Source organism: Oceanicaulis sp. HTCC2633, assembly GCF_000152745.1.
In the GTDB taxonomy this organism is placed as follows: domain Bacteria; phylum Pseudomonadota; class Alphaproteobacteria; order Caulobacterales; family Maricaulaceae; genus Oceanicaulis.
Genome location: NZ_CH672428.1, coordinates 789,336 through 813,921, shown reverse-complemented (window position 1 = coordinate 813,921; position 24,586 = coordinate 789,336). Strand labels below are relative to the sequence as shown.

Annotated in this window: 22 protein-coding genes and 3 tRNA genes; 19 read left to right on the top strand and 6 right to left on the bottom strand. The window is 62.2% G+C overall.

Features of this window, described 5'->3' with window-relative positions:
• Positions 1 to 11: 11 nt before the first annotated feature.
• The 4 genes from OA2633_RS03930 (at position 12) to OA2633_RS03915 (ending at position 6,022) form a co-directional block, all read left to right on the top strand.
• Positions 12 to 782 carry a class II aldolase/adducin family protein gene (locus OA2633_RS03930; protein WP_009801189.1) on the top strand — a complete coding sequence of 257 codons (771 nt, stop codon included), beginning with the start codon at positions 12 to 14 and terminating at the stop codon, positions 780 to 782.
• A gap of 73 nt (positions 783 to 855) precedes the next feature.
• Positions 856 to 1,692: a hypothetical protein gene (locus tag OA2633_RS03925; RefSeq protein WP_156776095.1), complete on the top strand. Its 837-nt coding sequence runs from the start codon at positions 856 to 858 to the stop codon at positions 1,690 to 1,692.
• 80 nt (positions 1,693 to 1,772) lie between these two features.
• On the top strand, positions 1,773 to 2,891 hold the full coding sequence (locus tag OA2633_RS03920; RefSeq protein WP_009801187.1) for an efflux RND transporter periplasmic adaptor subunit: 1,119 nt from the start codon (positions 1,773 to 1,775) through the stop codon (positions 2,889 to 2,891).
• Entirely contained in the window at positions 2,888 to 6,022 is a 3,135-nt protein-coding gene (locus OA2633_RS03915) for an efflux RND transporter permease subunit (protein WP_009801186.1), read from the top strand. The genes OA2633_RS03920 and OA2633_RS03915 overlap by 4 nt, the downstream gene beginning before the upstream one ends.
• Before the next feature lie 52 nt (positions 6,023 to 6,074).
• On the opposite strand, the gene OA2633_RS03910 is transcribed toward OA2633_RS03915, so the two are convergent.
• On the bottom strand, positions 6,075 to 6,494 hold the full coding sequence (locus tag OA2633_RS03910) for a cytochrome c family protein (RefSeq protein WP_206740486.1): 420 nt from the start codon (positions 6,492 to 6,494) through the stop codon (positions 6,075 to 6,077).
• Between the two features lie 236 nt (positions 6,495 to 6,730).
• Positions 6,731 to 6,806 (bottom strand) — tRNA-Thr (locus OA2633_RS03905).
• A gap of 236 nt (positions 6,807 to 7,042) precedes the next feature.
• Between OA2633_RS03905 and OA2633_RS15160 the strand changes: the two genes are divergently transcribed.
• From OA2633_RS15160 to OA2633_RS03875, 6 genes are all read left to right on the top strand, one after another.
• Positions 7,043 to 7,921: a hypothetical protein gene (locus OA2633_RS15160; protein WP_156776093.1), complete on the top strand. Its 879-nt coding sequence runs from the start codon at positions 7,043 to 7,045 to the stop codon at positions 7,919 to 7,921.
• Positions 7,922 to 7,997: 76 nt separating this feature from the next.
• Positions 7,998 to 9,704 carry a methionine--tRNA ligase gene (metG, locus tag OA2633_RS03895; RefSeq protein ID WP_009801183.1) on the top strand — a complete coding sequence of 569 codons (1,707 nt, stop codon included), beginning with the start codon at positions 7,998 to 8,000 and terminating at the stop codon, positions 9,702 to 9,704.
• A 95-nt stretch (positions 9,705 to 9,799) separates the two neighbouring features.
• On the top strand, positions 9,800 to 10,291 hold the full coding sequence (locus OA2633_RS03890) for a hypothetical protein (protein ID WP_009801182.1): 492 nt from the start codon (positions 9,800 to 9,802) through the stop codon (positions 10,289 to 10,291).
• 86 nt (positions 10,292 to 10,377) lie between these two features.
• Positions 10,378 to 11,718 carry an amidohydrolase gene (locus OA2633_RS03885; protein WP_009801181.1) on the top strand — a complete coding sequence of 447 codons (1,341 nt, stop codon included), beginning with the start codon at positions 10,378 to 10,380 and terminating at the stop codon, positions 11,716 to 11,718.
• Positions 11,715 to 12,131, top strand: a complete 417-nt coding sequence (locus OA2633_RS03880; RefSeq protein WP_009801180.1) for a RidA family protein — start codon at positions 11,715 to 11,717, stop codon at positions 12,129 to 12,131. Before OA2633_RS03885 ends, OA2633_RS03880 begins: the two co-directional genes overlap by 4 nt.
• Before the next feature lie 17 nt (positions 12,132 to 12,148).
• Positions 12,149 to 13,288, top strand: coding sequence for a DUF819 domain-containing protein (locus tag OA2633_RS03875; RefSeq protein WP_009801179.1), 1,140 nt, complete (start codon positions 12,149 to 12,151; stop codon positions 13,286 to 13,288).
• A 51-nt stretch (positions 13,289 to 13,339) separates the two neighbouring features.
• Here OA2633_RS03875 and OA2633_RS03870 read toward each other — a convergent pair whose 3' ends face one another.
• Positions 13,340 to 14,722, bottom strand: a complete 1,383-nt coding sequence (locus OA2633_RS03870; RefSeq protein ID WP_009801178.1) for a sodium:solute symporter family protein — start codon at positions 14,720 to 14,722, stop codon at positions 13,340 to 13,342.
• Positions 14,723 to 14,894: 172 nt separating this feature from the next.
• On the opposite strand from OA2633_RS03870, the gene OA2633_RS03865 reads away from it, so the two are divergent.
• Positions 14,895 to 15,452: a hypothetical protein gene (locus OA2633_RS03865; protein WP_206740485.1), complete on the top strand. Its 558-nt coding sequence runs from the start codon at positions 14,895 to 14,897 to the stop codon at positions 15,450 to 15,452.
• 1 nt (position 15,453) lies between these two features.
• On the opposite strand, the gene OA2633_RS03860 is transcribed toward OA2633_RS03865, so the two are convergent.
• On the bottom strand, positions 15,454 to 17,109 hold the full coding sequence (locus OA2633_RS03860; RefSeq protein WP_040613022.1) for an acyl-CoA dehydrogenase family protein: 1,656 nt from the start codon (positions 17,107 to 17,109) through the stop codon (positions 15,454 to 15,456).
• Positions 17,110 to 17,282: 173 nt separating this feature from the next.
• Here OA2633_RS03860 and OA2633_RS03855 point away from each other — a divergent pair, with 173 nt between their 5' ends.
• Entirely contained in the window at positions 17,283 to 18,320 is a 1,038-nt protein-coding gene (locus tag OA2633_RS03855) for a GIN domain-containing protein (protein ID WP_009801175.1), read from the top strand.
• A 2-nt stretch (positions 18,321 to 18,322) separates the two neighbouring features.
• On the opposite strand, the gene OA2633_RS03850 is transcribed toward OA2633_RS03855, so the two are convergent.
• A complete protein-coding gene (locus OA2633_RS03850; protein ID WP_083783188.1) occupies positions 18,323 to 19,126 on the bottom strand; it encodes an RNA methyltransferase in 804 nt (267 codons plus the stop codon).
• Between the two features lie 141 nt (positions 19,127 to 19,267).
• Between OA2633_RS03850 and OA2633_RS03845 the strand changes: the two genes are divergently transcribed.
• From OA2633_RS03845 to OA2633_RS03840, 3 genes are all read left to right on the top strand, one after another.
• Positions 19,268 to 19,353: transfer RNA gene (locus tag OA2633_RS03845), tRNA-Tyr, on the top strand.
• A gap of 159 nt (positions 19,354 to 19,512) precedes the next feature.
• Positions 19,513 to 19,749 (top strand): GIY-YIG nuclease family protein, encoded by a 237-nt coding sequence (locus tag OA2633_RS15745; protein WP_083783187.1) that lies wholly within the window; start codon positions 19,513 to 19,515, stop codon positions 19,747 to 19,749.
• Positions 19,750 to 19,872: 123 nt separating this feature from the next.
• Positions 19,873 to 19,946: transfer RNA gene (locus OA2633_RS03840), tRNA-Gly, on the top strand.
• A 144-nt stretch (positions 19,947 to 20,090) separates the two neighbouring features.
• On the opposite strand, the gene OA2633_RS03835 is transcribed toward OA2633_RS03840, so the two are convergent.
• Positions 20,091 to 20,978, bottom strand: a complete 888-nt coding sequence (locus OA2633_RS03835; RefSeq protein WP_009801173.1) for a hypothetical protein — start codon at positions 20,976 to 20,978, stop codon at positions 20,091 to 20,093.
• A 112-nt stretch (positions 20,979 to 21,090) separates the two neighbouring features.
• Between OA2633_RS03835 and OA2633_RS16680 the strand changes: the two genes are divergently transcribed.
• From OA2633_RS16680 to gspG, 4 genes are all read left to right on the top strand, one after another.
• Positions 21,091 to 21,291, top strand: coding sequence for an AlpA family phage regulatory protein (locus OA2633_RS16680; protein ID WP_083783186.1), 201 nt, complete (start codon positions 21,091 to 21,093; stop codon positions 21,289 to 21,291).
• A gap of 145 nt (positions 21,292 to 21,436) precedes the next feature.
• Positions 21,437 to 23,413, top strand: a complete 1,977-nt coding sequence (locus OA2633_RS03830) for a secretin N-terminal domain-containing protein (protein ID WP_009801172.1) — start codon at positions 21,437 to 21,439, stop codon at positions 23,411 to 23,413.
• On the top strand, positions 23,410 to 24,111 hold the full coding sequence (locus OA2633_RS03825; protein WP_009801171.1) for a hypothetical protein: 702 nt from the start codon (positions 23,410 to 23,412) through the stop codon (positions 24,109 to 24,111). The genes OA2633_RS03830 and OA2633_RS03825 overlap by 4 nt, the downstream gene beginning before the upstream one ends.
• Positions 24,112 to 24,123: 12 nt before the next feature.
• Entirely contained in the window at positions 24,124 to 24,570 is a 447-nt protein-coding gene (gene gspG / locus OA2633_RS03820; protein ID WP_009801170.1) for a type II secretion system major pseudopilin GspG, read from the top strand.
• The last annotated feature ends 16 nt before the right edge of the window (positions 24,571 to 24,586 follow it).

Here is a 24,586-nt window from a genome sequence, read left to right as displayed (position 1 = left end):
GGAGGAGCGTTATGGACGACGCCAGCCAAATCTCAGTCAAGGATCAGGTCACCGAGGAAGAATGGAAGGCGCGCTGTGATCTCGCTGCGCTTTACCGCCTTGTCCGGATGCATAAATGGGATGATCTGTTTTTCACCCATATCTCCATGCGGGTGCCGGGACCGGATGAGCATTTCCTGATCAATCCCTTCGGCTTGCTGTTCGAGGATGTCACAGCGTCCAATCTGGTGAAGGTTGATATCGACGGAAATGTGCTGCCGCCATCTCGCTATGGCATCAATCCGGCAGGCTTCACCATCCACTCCGCCATTCATCATGCGCGACCGGACGTTAAAGTGGCCATGCACCTTCATACCGACCAGGGAGTTGCGGTCTCCGCGCAGAAGCGCGGTCTGCTGCCGATCTCCCAGCTCGCGATGAATGTGATGAAGGATGTCACCTATCACGACTATGAAGGCATCGCGCTCGACGCCGACGAGAAAGAGCGTCTGGTCGGGGATCTGGGCAAGAACAACCTGATGATCCTGCGCAATCACGGCACGCTCACGGTCGGGGACCATCCCTTCAACTGCTATCTGCGCATGTATCTTCTGGAGCGGGCCTGCTCGATCCAGACACTGGCGCAGGGCGCCGGGGCGGAGCTGATCGAATGGGATGACGCCATGCAGACCCGCGTCTTCAAGCAGGGCGAGGAAGGCGTGACCAATGAACTCTTCCTTGAAATCGCCTGGCACGCATTGCGCGGCCGCGTGGATCGTGAAAGCCCGGGCTACGACGCGTAGAAATCCCCCATAAGGGGAATTTTCTGGACGGATCGCCACCCTTGCGTTTGTATTCCCTCAGGGGAGAGGCGCGATGTGTGGCGGCGTCCAGCACTTTCGGAGAACTGGCGGCCTCTTGCCCGGGGCCGCCTTTCTTGTGGCCGCCCTGCTTTCGATCATCTCCGCCCCTGCGTTTGCAGGCGCCTGGACCCGGCCGGCCGGAGACGGACTGCTCATCACCTCGTTCGGGCATCATCGGTTTGACCTGGGGGCGGAGGGATTTGGCTATTCCAAGTTTGAAACCGCGCTCTATGCCGAGTACGGCCTGACCGACCGTTTCACGCTGACCGGACGTTTGTCGCAGGAGACACGACAGCGCCGGTTCCAAGTTGAACAACGCCAGGGCGGCGCCCCGACCCTTCGATCCCTCAGTTCCGTCAGTCAGGCTTTGGGGGAGAGCGAGATCGGATTGCGGGCCAATCTCCTGACTTCCGGCGACTGGGTGGTGAGCGCCCAGACGTCCCTGGTGCGGTTCAGCGCGGATCCGAACCCCCTGCTGGGCGGCAAAGCGGTTTGGGGCGCAGACGCTCGTCTCCAGATCGGGCGGTCCGTGGGAGAGGCGGTCTTCATGGAGGCCCAGCTCGGACGCCGATCAGGTTGGGACGGAGCACGGGCCGAGACGCGTCTGGACCTCACGCTGGGCGTCCGTCCGGCTGAAGGCTGGCGCGTTCTGGCCCAAGGTTATTCGGCATGGGGCCAGAACGGTTGGGGCGGCTATCACAGCCCCTTTGAGAGCCATCGCCTTCACCTTTCCGTGATTGCGCCCCTGTGTGAGAGGCTTTCCTTACAGATTGGCGTGATTAATTCAGTGCACAGCGACAGATTGGCGCCCGAGCAGGCGTACATGCTGTCGTTTTGGCGTGAATTCTAAATGCAATGAAATGTGCGATTTTTGATTTTCGCATTAAACGGCGCATATCGGGCATGTGAAATTCTTCAGGAGACGGGGTTATGCAGCGTTGGCTTTTTCTGGCCGCTACGGGGGTGATCTTTGCGATCATGGCGCTTGCAGTGGCCGTTCGCGCCTTATCCGGTGGTGGTGAACAGGCAGGCGGATGGCGCGGTGAGGAGACCCTGGTCTCGGCGTACACCGTCCAGCCGGAAGTCTTTGCGGACGTCGTTGAAGCGCTGGGCACGGCCGGAGCGAACGAATCCGTCAACCTCACCGCCAAGGTGTCAGACATTATCGCCCGGCTCGATTTTGATTCCGGCGCCCGGGTCGAGGAAGGCGATATCCTGGTCGAGCTTCTGGATACCGAAGAAGCGGCGGGGCTGAACGAAGCCCGCGCCACCTTGCGGGAAACCCAGCGTGACATCTCCCGGATCCAGGACCTGACGGATCGGGGCGTGGCCTCGCGCACCCGGCTTGATGAAGCGCAGGCGGCCTATGACCGCGCCCGCGCCCGGGTCGAGGCCATTGAGGCCCGCATGGCCGACCGCATCATTCGCGCGCCCTTCTCGGGCGTCATCGGCCTTCGCAATGTCAGCGTGGGCGAGCTGGTCGGCCCGGGCGACGTGATTGCGCAGCTCGACGACACCTCGGTCATCAAGCTCGACTTCACTGTCCCCGAACGTTTCCTTTCGGTCATCGAGCGGGGGCAGACGGTGCGGGCGCGCAGCTCGGCCTTTCCCGACCAGGTCTTCGCCGGGCAGGTGGATCAGGTGGACAGCCGGATTGATCCCGCCACACGCACGGTCACGGTGCGCGCCCTGATCGACAATGAGGCCGGCCGCCTGCGTCCGGGCATGCTGATGACGGTCGAGCTGCGTCGTGATGAACGCACCAGCCCGGCCATACCGGGCTCTTCCATCGTAAGGTTTGACGAACAGACCTTTGTCTACGTCATCGCCGAAGGGGAAAACGCGCCAGTCGCCGTGCGCCGAGATATCGAGCTCGGATTGCGGATCGCAGGCATGGTGGAGGTGACCAGTGGTCTTGAGGTCGGCGAACGCATCGTGGCCGAAGGCGTTCACCGCGTACGAGAGGGCGGCGCCCTGCGTATAGCGAATGCGCCCGCCCAGGGCGGCGGCCGCGGCCTTGAAATCCAGACCGGGGAGGCTGCGCAATGACCCTGACCGATGTTGCTGTCCGCAGGCCGGTTCTCGCTTTTGTCGCGAGCGCCCTGATCATTGTTTTCGGCTTCATGGGGCTGCGTGACCTGCCCCTGAGGGAAATGCCCGATGTGGACCGTCCCGTGGTTTCGGTGAGCGCGGACTATCCCGGCGCCAATGCCGAAGTGATGGAAAACCGCGTCACTCAGGTCATTGAGGACAGCCTGTCGGGCATTGAGGGCGTGGACACGATCAGCTCGTCCTCCCGCGATGGATCGTCCCGGGTCACCATCACATTCACGCTGGAACGCGATATCGAAGCGGCGGCGAACGATGTGCGGGATGCGGTGTCGCGTATTCGAGACCGCATGCCCGATGACGTGCAGAACCTGGAAGTGTCCAAGCAGGACAGCGATGCGCGGCCCTTCCTGTGGTATATGCTCGGTTCGGACCGGATGACCTCCGAAGAGCTCACCGACTATGCCGACCGCTATATCGTGGACCGGTTCACGGTGCTCGACGGCGTTGCGAACGTTCGTATCGGCGGTCAGCGCCGCTACGCCATGCGCATCTGGCTTGATCCTTATGAAATGGCGGCCCGGTCGATCACGGTCGCTGATATCGAGAATGCGCTGCGCTCGGAGAATGTCGAGGCGCCCGGCGGCGCCGTGGAGACCACTGACACCCAGCTTTTCGTGCGCGTCGAGCGTCTCTTCGCCAATGAGGAGGCCTTTGCCCGCATGCCGATCCGCGTTTCCGAGGACGGTCATGTCATCCGTCTGGGAGAAGTGGCGGATGTCGAACTGGCGGCGGAAGAGCATCGTGCGATGTTCCGCGGCAATGGCCAGAACATGGTGGGCCTGGGCTTTGTGCGTCAGAGCAAGGCGAACTCCGTCGCCGTCGCCGAGCAGATCAACGCCGCCATCGACCGGCTCCAGCCTCAATTGCCTGAAGGCATGGAGATCATTCGCGGTTCCGACGACACCGTTTTCATCAAGGAATCCATCAAGGAAGTGTGGCGCACCTTTGCGGTCGCCGCGACGCTGGTGGTGCTGGTGATCTACCTGTTCCTGGGCAGTTTCCGCGCCGCCATCGTGCCCGCCGCGGTGGTTCCGGTCTGCATGGTCGGCACCTTTGCGATTCTTGCGGCCGGGGGCTTTTCCATCAACATCCTGACCCTGCTGGCGCTGGTGCTGGCCATTGGTCTGGTCGTGGACGATTCCATTGTGGTGCTCGAGAACATCCAGCGTCGGGTGGATCTGGGCGAGCCGCCCATGCTCGCGAGTGAGCGCGGCGGTCGTCAGGTCTTCTTTGCGGTGATCGCGACCACGGCGACGCTGGTCGCCGTGTTCATGCCGCTGATCTTCCTGCCTGGGCTGATTGGTCGCATTTTTGCGGAACTGGCTGTGACGATCACCGGCGCGGTGGTGCTGTCGAGCTTTGTCGCTCTGACCCTGTCTCCGATGATGACCTCCAAGCTCCTCAAACCCAGCACGGAGCTGCGTGGTCCTGCGAAATGGGTCAATGACGGCCTGGACAAGGTTCAGAATTCCTACCGTCAGAGCCTTAAGCTGATCCTGGGCGTGCCGTGGATCGTGGCGCCGCTCATTCTCGTCGCTGTGGCGGGCTCGGCCTTCATGTTCTCAAAACTGCCGGGCGAGCTGACCCCGCCTTCGGATCGCGGAAGCTTCTTCGGTTTCGTTCAGGCGCATCAGGGCGCCAGCTTTGATTACATGACCGGCCAGATGATGCAGGCCGAAGAGGTCGTGAACAGCTATCTCGAGACTGGCGAGCTGCGCCGGGTGCTGGTTGTGTCTCCGGGATGGGGCGGATCGGGCTATAATTCCGGGATCGTCATCGGCAGCATGGCGGACTGGGACGAGCGTCGTCCGGGTGATGAGATCGTCAACGAGATCAATGCGCGTCTCGGACAATTGCCCGGCGTGCGGGCCTTCGTCTCCATGCGCTCGCCCCTGGGCGGCGGCGGGGGCGGCGACGACATCCAGTTCGTCCTGCAGGGCCCCGACTACGACATGCTCAACCGTGAGGCGGATCGCCTGATCGCCGACATCTCCGAACGCAATCCGAACCTGATCCGGGCGCGCAAGGACTATCAGCCCACCGCGCCGCGTCTTCTGGTGGATATTGATCGGGAACGCGCCGCGGCGCTGGGCGTGTCGGTCTCCGACATCAGCCGCACGCTGCAGACGCATCTGGGATCGCGTCGCGTGGGCCAGTTCATCGACCGGGGCGAGGCCTACAACGTCATCCTTGAGAACCGTCAGGCGGACCGTTCCAGCCAGAACGATCTTGAGACCCTGTTTGTCAGGGCCGAGTCCGGCGATCTCATTCCGCTCTCCAGCCTCGTGAACCTGCGTGAAGTGGGCGAGGCGCCCAGCCGCGCCCGCATTGATCGTCAGCGCGCGGTGACGGTGTCGGCCACCATCCAGGGCGATTACACCATCGGTCAGGCCGTGGAATGGCTCGACCAGTGGGCGGCGGACACCCTGCCTCCGGAAGTGGGCACCACCTATGTGGGCGAGGTGCGTGAATTCCTGCGATCCAACAATGCGATCTACTTCGCCTTCGGGCTCGCCCTGCTGATCGTCTTCCTGGTGCTGGCGGCCCAGTTCGAGAGCTTCATCCAGCCCGCCGTGATCATGCTGACCGTGCCGCTGGCGGTCGCGGGCGGCCTGTTCGGCCTCTATATGGGCGGATCGAGCCTGAACATCTTCTCCCAGATCGGCCTGATCATCCTGATCGGGCTCGCGGCGAAGAACGGCATCCTGATCGTGGAGTTCGCCAACCAGCTGCGTGAAGAGGGGCTCAGCCTCGCTGAAGCGACGCTGGAAGCCTCGGTCACACGGCTGCGTCCGATCCTGATGACCGGCGTCTCCACCGCCATCGGCGCCTTTCCGCTGGTCATCGCCACGGGCCCGGGTTCGGAGACGCGGGTGACGATCGGTCTGGTGATTTTCACCGGCGTGATGGTGGCGACGCTCTTCACCCTGTTCGTGGTGCCTGCCGTGTATGGCGTGTTGGGGCGGTACACGAAGACGCCGAACTGGGTGTCACGGCAGCTGGAGAAGGAAGCCCGCGATGTGCGCGGCGCCGATCCGGTCGATCCGCCTGCGGCCCCGGCCGAGTAAGGAAAAACCCCGGAGCGAGGCTCCGGGGTTTTTGTTTTTGGCGACAGGCCGCCTAGTGCGTGTTGATCGCCAGCCAGGCGATGAGGTCGTGGCGATCCTGTTCATCGCGCAGACCCGCAAAGCTCATCCGGTTGCCGCGGATATATTCACGCGGATTGGTCAGATAGGCGTCCAGCGTCTCGGCGGACCAGACCACTTCGGATTCAGACATGGCCGGGGAATAGCGGAAGTCGTCCTTGTGACCGGACTCGCGGCCGAACACGCCGTGAAGGTTCGGGCCGACCATGTTGCGTCCGCCTTCTTCCACCGTGTGGCAGGCCTGGCAGCGACGGAAAATCCGTGCGCCATTGTCCACATTGGCGCTCACATAGGGCTCACCCAGCTCGGACAGGATGGCGGACTCGGCGTCATCCTGCGCGTGCGCGGCTGTGGTCAGGGCGAGGGCGGCGAAACCGGCGAAAATCATACGCATGGGCGCTTACTCCTGTTGCACTCAGGTTCGGGCATGCATCTAGCGCGCAGGCCGACAGCCGGCAAACGCGCCAAGAGTCGCAGGCGCCTGCGGCATGCCCTTTCAGGCGCTACAGATAGAGCACAATGTGACGGAAATCAGGTCGGCAGCGCAGCGATGGCCCGGCGTGAACCCGGCGACGCCGAAGGCTCGAGCGCGCGACTGCGCGTGAACAGGCAGGGGGAATTCGGGAGATCTGGCGCCGGCTGAGGGACTCGAACCCCCGACCTTCGGTTTACAAAACCGCTGCTCTACCAGCTGAGCTAAGCCGGCGCATCAGCGCTTTCTACGCGGGAGACGACCGGTTCGGCAAGCAGGCTTGCAGGCTTGATTGCACAGAGAGAGGCGCCGGGGTGAAGCTTGCGTTCCTAGCCATTTGAGGGAATTCTGAAGAGACGGCAATCAGAGGGTGTCGATAGATGTCGGGTCGATTAAGGCGGGCGGTTGGCTGGGTCGTGCTGACAGCGTGCCTGTTCGGGGCCTTCCCTCCGTCAGCCCGGGCGCAGGTCTTGCGCGTGGAAGCGTTGGACGGTGCGCAGCCTATCGTGGAGGCGACGCTCTCAGGAGAGCCGGTGCGTTTGATTGTTGCCCTGGATGCTCCGGCCTTCTTGCTGGTCAACGCCAGTACGGCCGAACGCGCCGGTTTGCGCGCCACGCCGCTTTTGTCGCGTGGGGTCTCCATTCAGATCCGGGACGAAGCGACATTGCGTGGCCGGACGGGGAGGCCCCGCCTGTCTGTTGGGTCCGCAGCCGGAATTCGCCGGCGAGCGATATGGATTCCTGACTATGAGTTCACCCCGCTTGCAGACGGCTATGTCGGGCTTGGCGCTCTGGAGGCGTTCGATCAGATCGAACTGATTATGGACGCGTCCGCCCCCGAAACCGCTGCAACTGTGCTCCCGGGAAAGAGGGGGCTGCTGGAGTGGCGATTCGAAGCCTCCTCCACGCTGGGGGCTGTCGATCTGGGGCTCAGCCTGATCCAGCGGACGCATCTGGACAGACGCATATTCCGACAGGCTGAGCAAACCGGGCTGGTTGATGAGCCTCTCCCCGACGCTGTTGACGAACCCATCGGCATGTTCGCCATGGGGCAGGCCTTGCTGCACCCCAATCACGGGCTGCTGATCGCCGGATATTTCCCACAGATGCTCGCCTACCAGCTCAGTAACGCCGAACTGGCCATGCATGAAGCGCAGACAGGCTCGGGTCACGCAGAGCGTATTGATGTCATCACCATCACCGAGCGTTCGGGCGCAAACCGTGTCCCACGCGCCAGCCTGGGGCGGGATGTCCTGAGACAATGCGCCCGGCTGGTGTTCGATCTGCAAGATGACAGCGTCACCTTGTGGTGCCCTGAGGGTTTGCACGGGGACGGGCCGACTGAGTGAAGGGGCCGGTTCCCCTTTGCGCCCTGCAGCGCTATGTGTGCGCGCATACTCTGTCATCAGTTGGACGTGACCGCCCATGGCCCGCATTCTCATCACCAGCGCTCTGCCGTACATTAACGGCGTCAAGCATCTCGGCAATCTGGCCGGATCCATGCTGCCGGCGGATGTCTATGCGCGCTTCATGCGCCTGCAAGGTCATGATGTGCTCGCGATCTGCGCCACCGATGAGCACGGCACGCCCGCTGAACTGGCCGCCGCCGCCGCCGGTCAGGATGTGCGCGCCTATTGCGACGAGCAGCACGAGATCCAGAAGTCCATCGGCGAGCAGTTTGGTCTGAGCTGGGATTATTTCGGACGCACCTCCTCGCCGCAGAACGCCGAACTGACCCAGCATTTCGCCGAAACGCTCGAGAAGAACGGTCTGATCGCCGAAGTCGTCGAGCAGCAGGTCTATTCCATTGATGATGGCCGCTTCCTGCCGGATCGGTATGTTGAGGGGACCTGCCCCAATTGCGGGTTCGAGAAAGCGCGCGGCGACCAGTGCGATAATTGCGGCAAGCTGCTCGATCCGATCGAGCTGATCGAACCCTATTCGGCCGTGTCAGGCTCGAAAAACCTTGAAGTGCGCGACACCAAGCATCTCCAGCTCAAACAGACGGTGATGGAGGAGCGCATTCGCGCCTGGGTGGATGCGGCTGACGGCTGGCCGAGCTTCGCCAAGTCCATCGCCTACAAATGGCTTGATGAGGGGCTGCGTGACCGCACCATCACGCGCGACCTGAAATGGGGCGTGCCGGTCACCAAGAACGGCCAGCCGCGCGAAGGCTTTGAAGACAAGGTCTTCTATGTCTGGTTCGACGCGCCCATCGGCTACATTTCCGCAACCCGGGAATGGGCGGAGCAAAATGGCGGCGACTGGGAAAGCTGGTGGCGCACCGACAAGGGCGCAGATGACGTCCGCTATGTGGAATTCATGGGCAAGGACAATGTGGCCTTCCACACCGTCAGCTTCCCCGCGACGCTTCTGGGCTCTGAAGAGCCATGGAAGACGGTGGATGCGCTGAAAGCCTTCAACTGGCTGACCTGGTATGGCGGCAAGTTCTCCACCTCCAACAAGCGCGGCGTCTTCATGGATCAGGCGCTCGAATTGCTGCCGGCCGATTACTGGCGCTGGTATCTGACGGCCTATGGCCCCGAGGGCTCTGACGCCCAGTTCACCTGGGATCATTTCCAGTCGAGCGTGAACAAGGATCTGGCTGACGTTCTGGGCAATTTCGTGAACCGGATTCTCAAATTCGGCGCTTCGCGATTTGAAGGCGTCATCCCCGAGGGCGGAACGCCGGGCGAGGCGGAAGCCTGGCTAGAGACCGAAGTCGCAACGCGCCTTGCCAACATCGCCAGCCATTACGAGGCGATGGAGTTCCGCAAGGCCGCAGCCGAGACCCGCGCCCTTTGGGCGGCGGGCAATGAATACCTGACCAGGGCCGAGCCCTGGGTGCATTTCAAGACCGACAAGGACCAGGCCGCGCTGGGCGTGCGCATGGGGATCAATCTGGTGCGTCTGTGCGCCATCGTGGCGCAACCGGTCATTCCTCAGGCTGCGGGCAAGATCCTGGCGGCGCTGGGTCTTGAGGGCGCGCAGGACTGGCCCACGGGCGACGCAAAGGCGATGCTGTCCGCGCTGGAGCCGGGTCGCAGCTTTGAACCGGCCGATATCCTGTTCGCCAAGATCGAGGATGATCAGGTGGCCGAATGGTCAGAGCGCTTTGGCGGCGCCAGCTAGAGGCGAACTGCGACGCTGAATTCCCACATTACGGTTAGTCTTTCGTTTAGGCTGACTTGGCATTGTCAGCGCCTGACTGGACGATGGGGCTAGCCATGAGCGAAGCGGCGACCTTGGGCGAGGGGGTGCTGTCAGCGGACGCGCTGAAAGCCGCCAACGTGCATCCCGACACCGGGCTCGCGACCGACTATCTCAACCATTTCAATGAAGTGGTCATGCTTCTTGAAATGCTGCCCGATATGCCCGATTTCGCCGAAGACGTGCTGGCCTGGGAGCCTGTGGGCTATGAGGAGCATTTCGAGCGCACCAATTATGTGGGCAAGGAAACGGTGATCGCGGCCTATGCAGCGGTCGACTACGCGCTCAAGGCGCATCTGGAAACCATCGTTGCGGCCGTGAATGTCGAGTTGCAACGCGCGCAGGACAAGGTCCGGGACGGCGATTTCGCAGGCGCATCCGCCATGGCGGGAAGCGAGATCGAATCCCTGCTGGCGGCGGCGCGAGCCGCGGTGCAGGGTCGTATCGAGGGCGAGGGCATTGATGACAGCGCCGCCGCCCAGGCCGCGGCGGACGCCCTGTTCGACTAGGCGGTCGCAAGCAGCCTTACCTTTATGCGTTGACCTCTCCGGGCTGGCGGTCTGCAATGCCGCCCAGATAATCGGGGAGTCGCACTATGCGTCATTTGTTCATGGCCGCCGCCGCTGGGCTGGCGCTGACCGCACCATCCCTTGCGCAGGATGATCTGCGCACCGCCATCAGCGCGGATTGGGACAATCATCTGCAATCGCTCTACGAGCATTTCCACGAAAACCCGGAACTCTCCTTCATGGAGACCGAAACCGCCGCGCGTCTGGCGCAGGAGCTGCGCGACGCCGGGTTCGAGGTGACCGAAGGCGTGGGTCGCACAGGCGTCGTCGCCGTGATGGAAAACGGCGAGGGGCCGACCATCATGCTGCGCGCCGATATGGACGGTCTGCCTGTTCGAGAGGACACGCCGGTCGATTATGCGTCTGAAGTGATGGGCGAGGACCGGATGGGCAACACCTTCCCGGTCATGCATGCCTGCGCGCACGACACCCATATGACCTCTCTGGTCGCGGCGGCTCGCTATATGAGCCAGAACCGCGATGACTGGTCCGGCACGCTGGTGTTGATCGGCCAGCCAGCCGAGGAAGTGGGGCTGGGCGCCCTCGCCATGCTGTCAGATGGCCTGTACGAGCGCTTTCCCACGCCGGACGCCGTCGTCTCCTATCATACCTGGGGCTATATGCCGGCGGGCGTGATCCGTTATGCGCCGGGCTGGGCCATGGCGAATGTGGACTCGGTCGATCTGTATGTGCGCGGAGTGGGCGCCCATGGCGCGTCGCCGCACCTGGGCAAGGACCCGGTGGTGCTGGCCAGCCAGATCGTGACCAACCTGCAGACGCTGGTCAGCCGCGAATTGTCGCCGTTTGAAACCGGGGTCGTCACGGTCGGCGCCTTCAATGCGGGGACCAAGCACAACATCATCTCCGATGAAGCCCATCTTCAGATCACCGTGCGCTCCTATACCGATGAGGTGCGCGAGCGTCTGATCAGCGGGATCGAGCGCATCGCGCGCGGTCAGGCGATGGCCGCAGGCCTGCCGGAGGAGCTGATGCCGGTGATGGAGGTCGAGGAGACCTATACGCCGGCGCTCTACAATGACCCGGCCCTGTCCGATCAGGCCGGCGCCGTCCTGGCCGCCCGGTTCGGCGAGGACGCTGTCGCGACGGCGGATCCGGTGACCGGGGGCGAGGACTTTTCCCGCTATGGCCGCACCGATGAGGACGTGCCGATCTTCATGTTCTGGGTCGGCGGCGCTCCGCAGACCGTGTGGGACGAGTATCAGGCGCGCGGCGAGACCCCGCCGGCCAACCACTCGCCCTTCTTCTATCCCGATGGCGAAGGCGCCGTGACGGTATCCTCTGAAGGCATGGTCGCGATTGCGCTCGATCTGTTCGCCAACGGCGTGCCGCAGGGCGAGGAGGGATGAGCGAGGCGGGGCGGGACCGTCTACGCGTCACCACGGGCGCGCCCTGGGAAGACCTGGTCGCCTATCGACGCGCCGTGCGTGTGGGCGATCAGGTGTTCGTGGCGGGCACGGTCGCCGTGGATGACGCCGGTCAGCCTTTCGCCCCGGGAGACGCCGGGGCCCAGACCTCACGATGTCTTGAAATCATCGCGCAAGCGCTGGAGAAGGCGGGCTCCCATATCAGCCACGTGGTGCGAACGCGCCTGTTCGTGATCGATATGAGCCTTGAAACGCAGAGGGCGGTCGGGCAGGCGCACCGCAAGGTGTTCGCCGACTTTCCGCCGGCCTGTTCCATGATCGGGGTCGCGGCGCTGGCCGGCCCTGATTTCATCATTGAAATTGAAGCCGACGCGGTGATCCCGCCCGGCGCCTAAAACCCCAGGACTCCATCATGGACGCATCCCTGATCCCCGCAGACAACAATCTCGCGGTCATGGCGGGCCTGACCGCCATCGCCGCGGCCGGCTTCCTTCTGGAAAAGACGAAGTTCGGCGCGCTATTGACCGGCACGGTCTGGACGATCCTCCTGGCGATTCTGGCGTCCAATCTGCGCCTTCTGCCCTTTGATGCGCCCGCCTACGGTTTTGTATTCACCTATGCCGTCCCGGTGCTGATCCCGCTGTTCCTGATGAAGGCGGACCTCAAGCGCATCTTCTTTGAAACGACCCGCATGACAGGCGCCTTCCTGATCGCGGCGTTCGCGACGCTGGTGGGCGCTCTGGTCGCCGCTTTCGTCTTGCCGCTCGGCGAGCATGAGGTCGGCATCGCGTCCTCTTTGACCGCCTCCTATGTGGGCGGCTCGGTGAACTTCGCCGCGTTGACGGATGTGACAGGCCTCGCCGAGACGGCGCCCGGCATCGTTTCAGCCATGCTGGCCGCTGACAATATGGCCAGCGCCGCCTATCTGGGATTGCTCGCCATCCTTCCCGGTTTCGCCTTCATCGCCAGGCGCTTCGTCAAGCGTGATCATACGGCGGGTGAAGTCGAGGAATCCGGTGAGGCCAGCGAGGGTCGCGCAACGCCTCTGAGCCTCGGACTGACTCTGGCCTATGCGCTGATCGTCGTGGCGGTTGGCGATTTCCTGACCCGGCTGAGCGGTCAGCCGCAATTGCGCTATGTGATCATCACGGTGCTGGCCCTGGTTCTGCCCACCGCAATCCCGAACCGGATGGCGAAACTTCATGGCGGGTTTGAACTCGGCGTGGTGTTCGCCTTCCTGTTCTTCGCCGCCATCGCGGCGGGCGCCAACGTCGTCCAGCTCGTCACCAATGCGCCGATGATCATCGCCTATATCGCGATCCTTCTGTCCATCCACACCGGGATCGCCTTCACGCTGGCGAAGTTCTGCAAGCTGTCCCTGCCCGAGATCATCATCGCGTCGAACGCCGCAATTCTGGGCGCCACCACGGCTCCGGCGCTCGCGGCGGCGAAAGGCTGGCGCGATCTTGTGACGCCGGGCGTTCTCGTGGGCGTTCTCGGCTATGCGCTGGGCACAGTGCTTGGCACTTTGGTGTTCAGCATTCTGGGCTAGGCCCGATCTCCTGGGACAAAGCGCCGGGGCGGACACAGTCCGCCCCGGCGTCTATTCGGCGCTTGCAGCCGCTGTGCCCGGCGCCAGAAAGCCGACGCCGAGATAGGCGATGGCGGCCATCGTGATCGACAGCAGAAACCCGCCGGGGATGACGAGAACAAAGTCCGCAAGCCAGATCGTCACCAGACCGGCGGCCAGCGCGGCGAGGGCGCTCCATTCGCCGCCGAAGCGGAAATGCAAACCGATCAGGAGCGACACGAACAGGCCTGCGGATCCCAGCGAACTGGCCAGCTCCACCAGCCCGTAAATGCTGTCCCCGGAAAAGGCGACGATCAGGGCGGCGAGACCGGCGACAACGGTCAGTGCGCGTGCGGCGATCAACTTTTCCTGCGGATTTGCGTTGGGGCGCAGCCGCCCATAGAGGTTTTCACTGGCCAGGCCGGAAACCGCGAGAAGCGCGGAATCCACAGTGGACAGAACGGCGGAGAACAGCGCGCCGACGAACACCACAAACAGGGCGCTGGGCATCAGCTCAGCCGCCATGAGCGGCAGGTAGAGATCGCCTGCTGCGGGGTCAAATCCGGCCCCTGCGCCGATGAGGCCGAAGACCAGCGGGAAGGCGCCGAACAACAGATACAGGCCGCCGGCCAGAAGACCGCCGCGAACGGCTGTCTTCGCGGTTCTGGCCCCCAGAAAGCGTGCAATCATCTCCTGGGCGACAATGGAGCCCAGGATCGGGATGGCGAAGGCGTCGATGCGTTCGATCCAGCTTTCTCCGGGCGGCACGAGGACATACTGGGCAGGGTCGATCAGGGCTAAGCCATTGGCGAGCCCATCCGTGCGCTGCAGCAGCAGCACCATCATGATCAGAAGCCCCGCCAGAACCACGATCGTCTGGACGAGATCGGTGACCACATCCCCCAACAGACCGCCCATCAATGTGTAGGCGATCACCAGCGTTCCGGCGCCCAGCAGCGTGGCCGTCACCGGCAGGTCTGTCACTGCGCTCAGAAGGGCGGAGAGAGCGATGAGCTGGGCGGCGGCCCAGATGATGGAAGTCGGGATGGCGACCAGCGCTGCCGTGACCTCGGCGCGCTTGCCGAAGCGCTCGCGGAAGAAGTCCGCCAGGGTCATATAGCCCTTGGCGCGCATGGCGCCGGCCACGAAGAGGGCGGACGCGACCAGACACAGCGCGTATCCAACCGGTTCGGCGCGCGCGCCGGCCAAACCTTCATTGGCGATGGCGGCGCTGGCCCCCATCACGGTCTCTCCGCCAAACCAGGTGGCGAACAGCGAGACCCCAAGCGTGAAAACGCCGAGGCGCCGGCCCGCGACCAGATAGTCGGAATCCCCGGCGATCTTGCGCGACGCCCAATAGGCGATGCCCATTTGCAGGATAATGTAGGCGATCAGCCCGATCGTCAGCGCCGACATGCCGTCTCCCCCTCCAGTTGTTCAACAGGGCGGTTAGCCGATCTCCATGCGCACAGGCAAGTCGCGTTCGCTCGCGCGTCCGGGACGCGGCCTTTCGAGGTGAAGAGCGAATGGTCTTGCTCTTTTATTCTGGGTTGTAAATACTTCTCATATCGGGTGGCTGGGGGCGCACATGGTTGATTATTCTCTACCGCAATCGAATGGCTCCGGGGGAGGGAACCGCCTCTGGATGGACGAGGGCGGAGATGACGAGTTCGAGATGCGTCTCGAGCTTGAGGTGCGTCTCGATGCGCAAACCGATGATCCGCAAGCTTATGCAGAAACGTTCCGTCAGATGATCAGGCCCCGCCTTGAGGCCTGGCTGCATGAGGCGCTGAGCACTCAAGATGAGTGGTGGTCCGGCGCTTCCGAACTCGAATTTGATAGCCAGCACGAGCTGAGCGTGGAGCTGCTGGAGGCGCGCGCCGGCAGCGTCATCATGCGGATCGGGATCAGGCTCAAGGCTGTCGGCAAGGCCGTGGTACAGGTCGTCAATGTTCTGGCGGCGGCTGTCACCTTGATGGGAGCCGCAGCGGATCGTCTCCCGGATTCCGACCGGGAGAAAGCGGCTGCCGGTTTTGAGGTCGTGGTGATTGAGCAGTGTGAGGCGCTGGGCGAAACCCTCACCGGCAAGAAGCCGCAGGTCACGTCCGTCGGGCCTTCAGATACCAAACCGCTGATCAAATCCTGATCTAGACGGCAAGCCGGGCGCGATTGATCAGCCATTCATGATCAATGGCCGCTTCGCCAGCGCCGAGCGAAGTCGGGTTTTCCGCAATGCGGCGACCGATATAGGCGTCCGCCGCAGGGTCCAGCCCGGCCCGGATCAGGGTGCTGGCGGTCAGCGCGGTCGCGGCCCATTCCGCAAACCGGCGGGCGTCCGCTTCGCCAATCCCTCCGGCCGCCATTCTTGTGAGGGCGTTCAGGCGCGCATCAAGCGCGGGGTGACGGCCATAGGCGGGCGCCAGCTCGGCGGTCAGCGCTTCGCGCGCGGCTTCGTCGCGCGCCAGGGCGCGCAGCACATCGAGCGCAATGACATTGCCCGACCCTTCCCAGATCGCATTGAGCGGGCTCTGGCGGAACATGCGGGGCAGGGGGTGCTCTTCCACATAGCCGGCGCCGCCATGAGCCTCCATCGCCTCATAGGTCAGATAGGGCGCCCGCTTGCAGATCCAGTATTTTGCGATAGGCGTGAGAAGCCGCGCCAACGCCGCTTCGTTGGGATCGCTGTCCGCCTTGTCAAAGCTCTCGGCGACGCGGAAGGCGAGGGCGAGCGCGGCTTCGGCCTCCATGGCCATTTCGGCCAGAACTTCTCGCATGAGCGGCTGGTCGATCAGACGCCGCTGAAAAGCGCTGCGACGATCTGCATGCCAGACGGCATAGGCGGCGCCATTTCGAATGAGGCCCGCCGATCCCGCCAGACAGTCCAGGCGCGTATGGTTGACCATCTCGATGATGGTGCGGACGCCGCGGCCGGGTTCGCCCACCCGGCGGGCCCAGGCCTGCTTGTATTCAATCTCCGAGCTGGCGTTGGACTTGTCGCCCAGCTTGTCCTTCAGGCGCTGGATCTCGATCGTGTTGCGCTCGCCGTCCGGGGTCCAGCGCGGGACGAGAAAGCAGCTGAGCTGGGCGTCATCCCCATCCCCTTCATAGGCGAGGGTCAGGAATCCGTCGCTCATGGGCGCCGAGCAGAACCATTTATGACCGGTCAGGGTGACGATGTCGCCGTCCGCACTTTCCGCCCGAGTGGCGTTGGCGCGCACGTCGGATCCGCCCTGTTTCTCGGTCATGGCCATGCCCAGCGTAAGCCCGACCTTCTCTTCCGGCGGCAGGAAGCGTGGATCATACCGCCCCGCCGTGACGCCCTGGATCCACGGGCCGGTCCAGTCAGACTTCCTCAGGGCGGGAACGCTCGCATAGGTCATCGATTGCGGGCAGCACACGCCGGCGTCAGCCGTGCCCATCAGCATCAAGAGGGCGGCATGCAGCGAATGCGGCGCCTGTTCCACCGTCCAGGCGGCGGAGGACACGCCATGCCCCAGCCCCAACTCCATCAGCGCGTGATAGGCGGGATGGAACTCCACTTCGTCAATTCGGTGACCGAACCGGTCGAAGGGTTTGAACCTGGGCGGGTTTTCATTGGCCATCCGGGCCAGGTCCTGCACGCCGTCCGATCCGACCTCGGCGCCCATGGACGACAGCCGTTCGGCATGCACATCCGCGCCATTGCGCGACAGCGCGCTCTTGAGCATGGCGTCATCCGCATACCAGTTCACGCCGACAAGCGGCTCGGACTGATTGGCGACAGTATGGGTGGAAAGGTCGGAGCGGGGGGCGTGATGTCTCATGACGCGCATCAAAGCGCGATGCGCGGTGTCTGTCGACAGGAGCGACATGGCGAAAAGTTTAGACTGCTGCAATGTTGTCGTGGGGTGTGTTCGTTCAGCATGCAGGCAGGGTCGGCGATCGGGGGGACATCCGGAGCCGGTCTGACAATAAAACTCAACGAATGAGGGTCGATATGACGGTCATGGTTCTGGCGCTGGCGACGGCGATGCAAGCGGGCGGCGCTCCGGTTGTCGAGATTGAAAATTTCATCGGTACGGTTCGCGTGGTTGAAGGCGCCACGCTGGACGCCCGCATTGAAAACTCCGGGGAAACCCGGGCGGATATTCGCAATTCGGGCGGTGAGCTCGCGATTGACGGCGGCGTGAGCATGCGTCGCGTGCAGTGCTATGGCGGCTGGCGCGAGCAGCGTGTCGGACGCAGCCGGCGGGACGCGAAATCCTTTGATGATCTGCCGGTCCTGATCATCACCACGCCCGCGCCGGCGGCCATTGAACTGGGTGAGTCCATTGTGCGGGCTGAAATGGGGGATTCATCCCGTCTCGATATCGAACTCTCGCATTGCTCGTCACTGTCTGCCGGTGATGTGGACAATGACGCCCGTCTCGCCATTCGCGGCTCGGGCAATGCCCGCATCGGCGAAGTTGGCGGCGCCTTGCAGGCCGCGCTGTCGGGCTCCGGCGCCCTGACGGCTCGTGATATCGGCGAAACGGCGGAGCTTGCGGTTTCGGGCTCCGGCGATGTTGAGCTTGGGGATGTGGGCAGCGATATGGAGATCGGCATTTCCGGGTCCGGCCATGTGCGCGCCGGCCATGTGGCCAGCCTGGACGCCAGCGTGTCCGGCTCCGGCAATGTCGAGATCGGCAATGCTCCGTCCGGCGTGCATTACGCAGCATCCGGCAGCGGCGATCTCAGCGTCGGCGCAACGTCCGACGTTCATGTGCGCAGCTCTGGCTCGTCCAACCTGACGGTCGCCAGCATGGATGGCGTGCTCAACGTCTCCAGCGGCGGGTCCGGTGATATCCGAATCGAGCAGGGCCGCGCGATCAGTGTGGAAGCCGTCCTCGCCGGATCCTCCGATCTGTGGTTCGGCGGCACGGCCGAGGATGTGGATCTGCGCATCAGCGGCGGGTCGGACGCCTATATCCGTACGGTGACCGGCGAGCGCCGCATCCACACCTCGGGCGGCGGCGATTTCACCACCGGCCGGTAAGGTCATTCCGGTTTCGGATTGATCCGGGGATCAAAGCGGGACGCCTCATACAATGCGATCGCCGCCGCGTTCGACACATTGAGGCTTTCCGCCTTGGGACCCATGGGAATACGCGCCAGTGAAGAGCAATGCTCGGCCACACGCGGGCGCAGACCCGACCCTTCAGCGCCCAGAACCAGCACCAGACCCGGTCCGGCATGGGCGGCGATCTCGTCGCCCAGCCGCGCCTCGGCCTCGCCAGCCAGCCCGATGACATGACGTCCGGCCTCCTGCAGCGCGATCAGCGTGTCAGCGATGTTGGTCACCTGGACCTGCGGGATCGTCTCCGCAGTGCCGACCGCCGTCTTGCACAGCGCGCCGAAGAAGGGCGGGGATTTGCGGTCCTGACAGATGACGGCGCGCACGCCGAAGGCCGCGCAGGAGCGCAGGATGGCCCCCACATTGTGCGGATCGGTGATCTGGTCGAGCACCACCAGAAGACCGTGGGTCGGCTCCAGCACGGCGTTGAGTGATTCCGCGGGCGGCGCGCTGGTCTTCAGGGCAAAGCCCTGGTGCACCGCGCCGTCGGGCAGGCGGGACGTGATCTGACCGGGCAATTCGATGTCCGCAAGCTTCCTGAACGTGTCGTCCAGCTCGGTCGCGGCGTTGCGCGTCACATGCAAAGAGATGTGTTTTCGCTTGGGGTTAGCCAGGGCGGCCAGGACCGCATGGCGGCCCCAGATCCAGCCCTGATCGGGGCTGTCTCGCCGGGCTGCATTTCGCGCTGCAGAACCCTTTTTATCGGTGTTGCGCCGTTGAAAAGCCATGACTATAGTCCGCGCTCCAAATCGGGGAGCGGCCTCGTTAAAGCCCTTGGCGCTCCGGCGCAATCGCTTGATGCGGTAGATCCTCGAAATGGCCCGGCGGCTGAGCTCCCAATCAGTCGTCGCCGCGGATGCGGACCCTGTGGAGGGGTGGGAGAGTGGTTAAATCCAGCAGACTGTAAATCTGCCCGCTTCGGCGTACGCTGGTTCGAATCCAGCCCCCTCCACCATCATTCGCTCGCTGCGCGAGCTTTGGCTGGGCAAGCCCGTACCTTTCATTCGAGCGAAGGATGTCGCGCTGAAGCCGTAGGCGAAAGCGGACTACCGGCGTTTCAGTTTCGCGATATAATCAATCAGGGTCAGGACACAGCATGCGTTAGAGGTGACGCATGCATTATGTCTACATCCTTGAATCGCGTTGTGGGGCTCACTTCTACGTCGGCCAAACTCAGGATTTGAAAAAGCGGTTGTCGTCCCACAATGATGGACAGGTGAGACATACATCCAAGTGCAGACCATGGAAGCTGCGCACCTATATCGGGTTTGAAGATCGCGCTCGGGCGCTAGAATTTGAGACCTATCTTAAATCCGGTTCGGGAAGAGCGTTTGCGAAGAAGCGTCTCTGAGGGCTCGCTGCGCGAGCTTCGTCTGGGCAAGCCTAAATCTTCCCCCTCACTTCCATCTGCAACTCAGCCGCCTGTGCCGTCTCGACAAGGGCAGGCGGGCCGCGCTATCAAGTCGGTCCCGGCGCGGGTGTAGTTCAATGGTAGAACGGCAGCCTTCCAAGCTGCATACGTGGGTTCGATTCCCATCACCCGCTCCAGCGCCCTCCCGAAAAGCATTGATTTATTAGAGCTTTGTTTGGGCTCGGCCGAGGTTCTACTCACATTTCTACTCACAATAGCAACCGCTGAGTTTGATGGTGAGCATGCTCCTTGATTTCACATGAGCTGTTAAGGGGGGGCGGTTAAGGGTTGCCCGTAAATTTGAACCCATAGCGATCTTCGATCAGTTGAAGCGCTCCTTTTGCAGTCAGTTGAGCGCTGAGCGTCTCCTTTTCGATATCGTGATATTGAGCTAGGCAAGAGTCGTAATTTTCAGCCCAGTCCCATTCCTCAGATGTGACGGGATGGGCTCTGAGGCCATAGAGCTGTTCCTGTTTCAGACCATCGACCGCCCCGTTCTTAAGCGCGTCCGAGCTTGAAGCAGGAAAGCTCACTTTGCTGAATTCGAAGTCATGAATGACGAGCGCGTAGTCTCGTGGGGATACACCGGCCCGTTCCAATATTGCCCGCCGGTATAACAAGCTCTGTATATTCGCGATTGTCCGTGTAGGGGGCTCCATTGCGAACTCAAGCACGCCAGGAGCTACCGCATGGGTTAAGGCAAGCGGCACCGCTTCTTGTTCACACGTGGAAGCTGCCCCAGCCTCCTGACGCGCAGATAGTGCAGCATGATACTTGTCTGGATCTGGTTGCTGGATCTGTCCGGTTAACGCTTCTCGTGCTTCTTCGAGTGGAAGCCTTAGAAACCGAGTAATGGACGATAGAAAAGCTTGCTCAATAGCGATTATTCGCGCTGCAGGGCTTTCACCTTCCATCTGAGAGCTTATCAGCTGGGCCATTGCCCCAAGATGGTCAAGAAAAGCCGCGATTTCCCGCCCCCCTCGTCCTACATCTTGATCGACCGACCGGGTAAGCCTGACTTCTATTTCACGCGTGATCGTTCGCTGGTTTCTCTCGGCGGAAGCGCTCAACTCATCATAAAGAGGGCTCGGGAAGCGGAATGTAATACCTTTTCGCGGTTCGTTTTTTTGCGTCTTACCGTCGGCATCTGTGTCTTTGAAAGCGGGCATGGCGTTTGCTCTTCAGTAACCTTGGAACGCAAGCTGACTTCGGTCTAGGAGGTCTGGGGTGCAGAATTGCACCAGGTCTGTAAAGCAATCTCAAACAAGGGGATCGAAACTCATGACTTCTGAACCGGACGCCACCGAGCAAATGCTGAAAATCAAAGAGGTGACAAAACTCACCTCGCTTAGCCGATCTACGATCTATGCGTTGGTGGATGCGGGAAGGTTTCCAAGGCCTCGACGTTTGGCGGCAAGGCGGGTGGCGTGGAGTCGGGAAGATGTCCGGCAATGGATGAACGCTTGTACTGCCGCTAAATGACAGCACTGCTTTTGCTATCTCTGAAACATACGCGTCCACAGGTTTCGTGGATCAGAGCTTCCCTTATTGGTTGATTGTCGGCTTGGTTTTCTCCGATAATGTCTCCTGACCGCTTTTATCGGGCGGCAGGGGAATACTGCATACAATGTCGAAGCTTGGCGAAATTGCCGTTGTCGGAGCGGTGTGTCTGATGGCGTGCCTGTGGGTTGAATTCGCCTCCGCGCAGGTCCAACAAGCCGTCGGGGATGAGCCGGTGCCACAGCATGAGGCGCCTGTGCATGAGATTGGCCGCGGAGAATTCTTCAAACCATTTGATCAGGCGGGGGTGGGGGGCGCAGATACCTTGCCGGGCGGTCCGTTTTCCCTTGTGTATCGAAATGCCGACATCGCCACCGTGATCAATCAGGTGTTGGGTGAGCATCTACAGACTGACTTTACGATCGCGCCGGACGTTCAGGGCCAAGTGACCTTGCGCATGCAGGATGTTGCGACCCGCGGCGATGCGTTGCAGAATCTCCGCGATGTATTGGCCCCTCTATCGATCTCATTGATTGATCGAGGCGACTTTATCGCCGTGGTCAGAGGCGGAGGTCAGCAACAAGGGGCTTCTGTCATTCTGACGCCAGGGCAGGCCGCGCCGGCCGGGGCCGGCGTTGCCATGCTGAGTTTGGAGCAGGCCCATCCCTCTGATGTGGAGACGCTTTTGAACGCCCTTGGAACAGGCGCTCAGGTCGTATTGGCTGATGATCAAAGGCAAGTGATTGTCGTCAGAGGGGAAGCTGCGGCGCTCACCGCCGCATCGGAAGCGCTAGCTCTGATGGATGTGGACTGGCTTGATGAGATTTCGACAAGTCTCATCCCGCTTCAGTCAACGGCGCCGTCTGACCTGATCCAGGACATTGAACCGCTACTCGGGCCGTACGCATCAACGATTGAACTGATTGCGTTGGACAGGATCAGCGCTCTCGCGGTGCTTTCGGCAAGACCTAATGGCATCGCTCTGGTCGAGCGCTGGGTTCGGGAACTTGATCAGCCGCGCCGCGCGTCCAGTAATCCGCGCCAGCTTGTGTATACGGTCCGTCATGCCGACCCTGAGGAGCTTGTCTCGGCGGTTCGGGAGCTGTTGGGATACGGGCAGTATGGCGGGGTCTATGGTGGAAATGCTTCAGGCGTGAACACGGGCTCAGCCTCACGTTCGAGCCAGAGCTCTTCCCAGTCCTACAATGACGAGGACCGCCTGCAGATCAGCGCCGTGCCGAGCCAAAACAAGATCATTGCGCGCGGTCCAGAGGCACGCATTTCTGAAGTGCGCGACCTTGTGGAGCTGCTGGATCAGCCGCGAGCGCAAGTCTCGATTGAAGCGGCGATCATCTCGGTCAGCCTGCAGGATGAGTTTCGGTTTGGCGTGAACTGGGGCGCGGCACCCAGCGAGCAGATTGACGTGCGTTTCGCCGACAATGCAGACGGGACCGCCGCGTCTGTCTTTCCCGGTTTCTCCGCGACCTATCTCAACACAGATATTGAAGCGACGCTGAACATGCTCGACGCAGTCACGGAGATCGAGGTCATCTCTCGGCCGAATGTGATGGCGCTGCATAACCAGCAAGCCGAGTTGCAAGTGGGCGACCAGGTGCCGGTCATCACCCAGAGCGCCGTCTCTGTGACCAATCCGGACGCGCCTATTGTCAATCAGACCGCCTATCGCGATACCGGCGTCATTCTGAGCGTGACGCCCCATGTACGTGCTGGCGGGATTGTCGAGATCGACATCACTCAGGAAGTCTCGTCTGTGGTGCAGACCAGCAGTTCTGGGATCGACTCGCCCACCATTCGCCAGCGCCGGATCACGTCGACACTCCTCGTGCCGTCAGGGCAGTCGGTGGCGCTGGGCGGTCTGATTGCGACCACACGCACGACCAATGAGCGCGGGGTGCCAGTTCTGCGGGAGCTTCCGGTTGTTGGCCGCGTCTTCGGATCCGACAGCGAGAGCGTTGATCGCACAGAGTTGGTCATTCTGCTCAAGCCGACTGTTATCACGGATCCGAGCCAACCCTCGGATGTCTGGCTGGCTTTGCCGGCCGCCCTTGAGCGTCTGCGCCTCCGACTTGAAGAGTTCCAATGAGCCGGTCAGGCGAAGACGGATATATCCTCGCCAGCGCGACCATTTCTATGATCATACTGGGGGCGCTTGCGACAGGTATTTTGATGATCGCAGTCGGGGAGCTTCGCCGAGTCCGTGCGGAAGAAGAGCGTGTCCAGATGATGCTGCTCTATGAATCCGTGGCTGTCCTAACAGCCGCAGAGCTAACCAAGGAGCCCGACGCACGGACTTTGCGCTTTGATGATGCCCGGCAGACGCTGTCGATTGAGGGCGTGAGTTTTGATGTGTCGCTTGAGTGGGAGAGCGAGAAGCTCGATCTCAATTACGCCGAGCTCGACATGATCGAGACCCAGGCTCAAGACCTGCTGAGCCACACTTCTCATGTCCAGGCACTGATGAGTCAGGTCGAAACGGCCCGTGAGAGCGGGACGCCAATACGCCTGATTGGGGATTTGTCATTTGAAGATGCCCGTGTCACAGAATGTCTGAGGGCTGGTTTCACTGTGTTCGGCGGTCGCCGCAGATTCGGCGAAGGGGTTGATCGCGAGGGCGTGTTTGACAGGCCGACGCCGGGTACGCGGATCAGGCTCCTGGCTGTGGAGCAGGGGCAGGATCAGATGGCGGACATGGTTCTGTTGATGACTGGGGACCGCTTTGATCCGTCGCGGATGATGGATTGGCGCTTGATTGATCGCGGGCAATTAAACGCTTGCGGATAGGAGGGGTGAGGGATGAGCATTCAAGAGACACGGCAAGAAGCGAAACCGTCGAAAGAGGCTGGGTACACACTGACCGAACTGGTCATCGTCATTGCGGTGCTGGGCATTCTGGCGGCTGCGATCACGCCCGCTGTACTAGGCCGTTTTAATACGAGCCAGGAGCGTTCAGCAGCCCTTCAAGCCGGAACGCTTGCAGCTGCGATGGATGAGTTTTTTGTGGATGTTGGCCGCTACCCCACTGTGGAAGAGGGAATTGAAGCGCTTCTTACGGCGCCGTCTGATATCGAGGGCTGGAGCGGCCCTTATGTCCGCTCTGAGCGCACACTCAATGACCCGTGGGGCAATCCTTATGTCATTGTGCCCTCTGACTCTGACAACGTTCCGCCGTCTATTGTGTCCTACGGCGCCGACGGCGCTGCCGGCGGAGAAGGCCGGGCGACAGACATCAGCTATCCTTGATGGCGGGGCGGATGGG

Coding starts and splice junctions, on each gene's coding strand:
- OA2633_RS03915 (WP_009801186.1), top strand. CDS start 2,888: ATGACCCTGACCGATGTTGCTGTCCGCAGGCCGGTTCTCGCTTTTGTC.
- OA2633_RS03830 (WP_009801172.1), top strand. CDS start 21,437: ATGTCGAAGCTTGGCGAAATTGCCGTTGTCGGAGCGGTGTGTCTGATG.
- OA2633_RS03825 (WP_009801171.1), top strand. CDS start 23,410: ATGAGCCGGTCAGGCGAAGACGGATATATCCTCGCCAGCGCGACCATT.
- OA2633_RS03855 (WP_009801175.1), top strand. CDS start 17,283: ATGACGGTCATGGTTCTGGCGCTGGCGACGGCGATGCAAGCGGGCGGC.
- OA2633_RS15745 (WP_083783187.1), top strand. CDS start 19,513: ATGCATTATGTCTACATCCTTGAATCGCGTTGTGGGGCTCACTTCTAC.
- OA2633_RS03875 (WP_009801179.1), top strand. CDS start 12,149: ATGGACGCATCCCTGATCCCCGCAGACAACAATCTCGCGGTCATGGCG.
- OA2633_RS03870 (WP_009801178.1), bottom strand. CDS start 14,722: ATGTCGGCGCTGACGATCGGGCTGATCGCCTACATTATCCTGCAAATG.
- OA2633_RS03885 (WP_009801181.1), top strand. CDS start 10,378: ATGCGTCATTTGTTCATGGCCGCCGCCGCTGGGCTGGCGCTGACCGCA.
- OA2633_RS03865 (WP_206740485.1), top strand. CDS start 14,895: ATGGTTGATTATTCTCTACCGCAATCGAATGGCTCCGGGGGAGGGAAC.
- OA2633_RS03920 (WP_009801187.1), top strand. CDS start 1,773: ATGCAGCGTTGGCTTTTTCTGGCCGCTACGGGGGTGATCTTTGCGATC.
- OA2633_RS03850 (WP_083783188.1), bottom strand. CDS start 19,126: ATGGCTTTTCAACGGCGCAACACCGATAAAAAGGGTTCTGCAGCGCGA.
- OA2633_RS03930 (WP_009801189.1), top strand. CDS start 12: ATGGACGACGCCAGCCAAATCTCAGTCAAGGATCAGGTCACCGAGGAA.
- metG (WP_009801183.1), top strand. CDS start 7,998: ATGGCCCGCATTCTCATCACCAGCGCTCTGCCGTACATTAACGGCGTC.
- OA2633_RS03860 (WP_040613022.1), bottom strand. CDS start 17,109: ATGAGACATCACGCCCCCCGCTCCGACCTTTCCACCCATACTGTCGCC.
- OA2633_RS03890 (WP_009801182.1), top strand. CDS start 9,800: ATGAGCGAAGCGGCGACCTTGGGCGAGGGGGTGCTGTCAGCGGACGCG.
- OA2633_RS03880 (WP_009801180.1), top strand. CDS start 11,715: ATGAGCGAGGCGGGGCGGGACCGTCTACGCGTCACCACGGGCGCGCCC.
- OA2633_RS03910 (WP_206740486.1), bottom strand. CDS start 6,494: ATGCGTATGATTTTCGCCGGTTTCGCCGCCCTCGCCCTGACCACAGCC.
- gspG (WP_009801170.1), top strand. CDS start 24,124: ATGAGCATTCAAGAGACACGGCAAGAAGCGAAACCGTCGAAAGAGGCT.
- OA2633_RS03835 (WP_009801173.1), bottom strand. CDS start 20,978: ATGCCCGCTTTCAAAGACACAGATGCCGACGGTAAGACGCAAAAAAAC.
- OA2633_RS03925 (WP_156776095.1), top strand. CDS start 856: ATGTGTGGCGGCGTCCAGCACTTTCGGAGAACTGGCGGCCTCTTGCCC.
- OA2633_RS16680 (WP_083783186.1), top strand. CDS start 21,091: ATGACTTCTGAACCGGACGCCACCGAGCAAATGCTGAAAATCAAAGAG.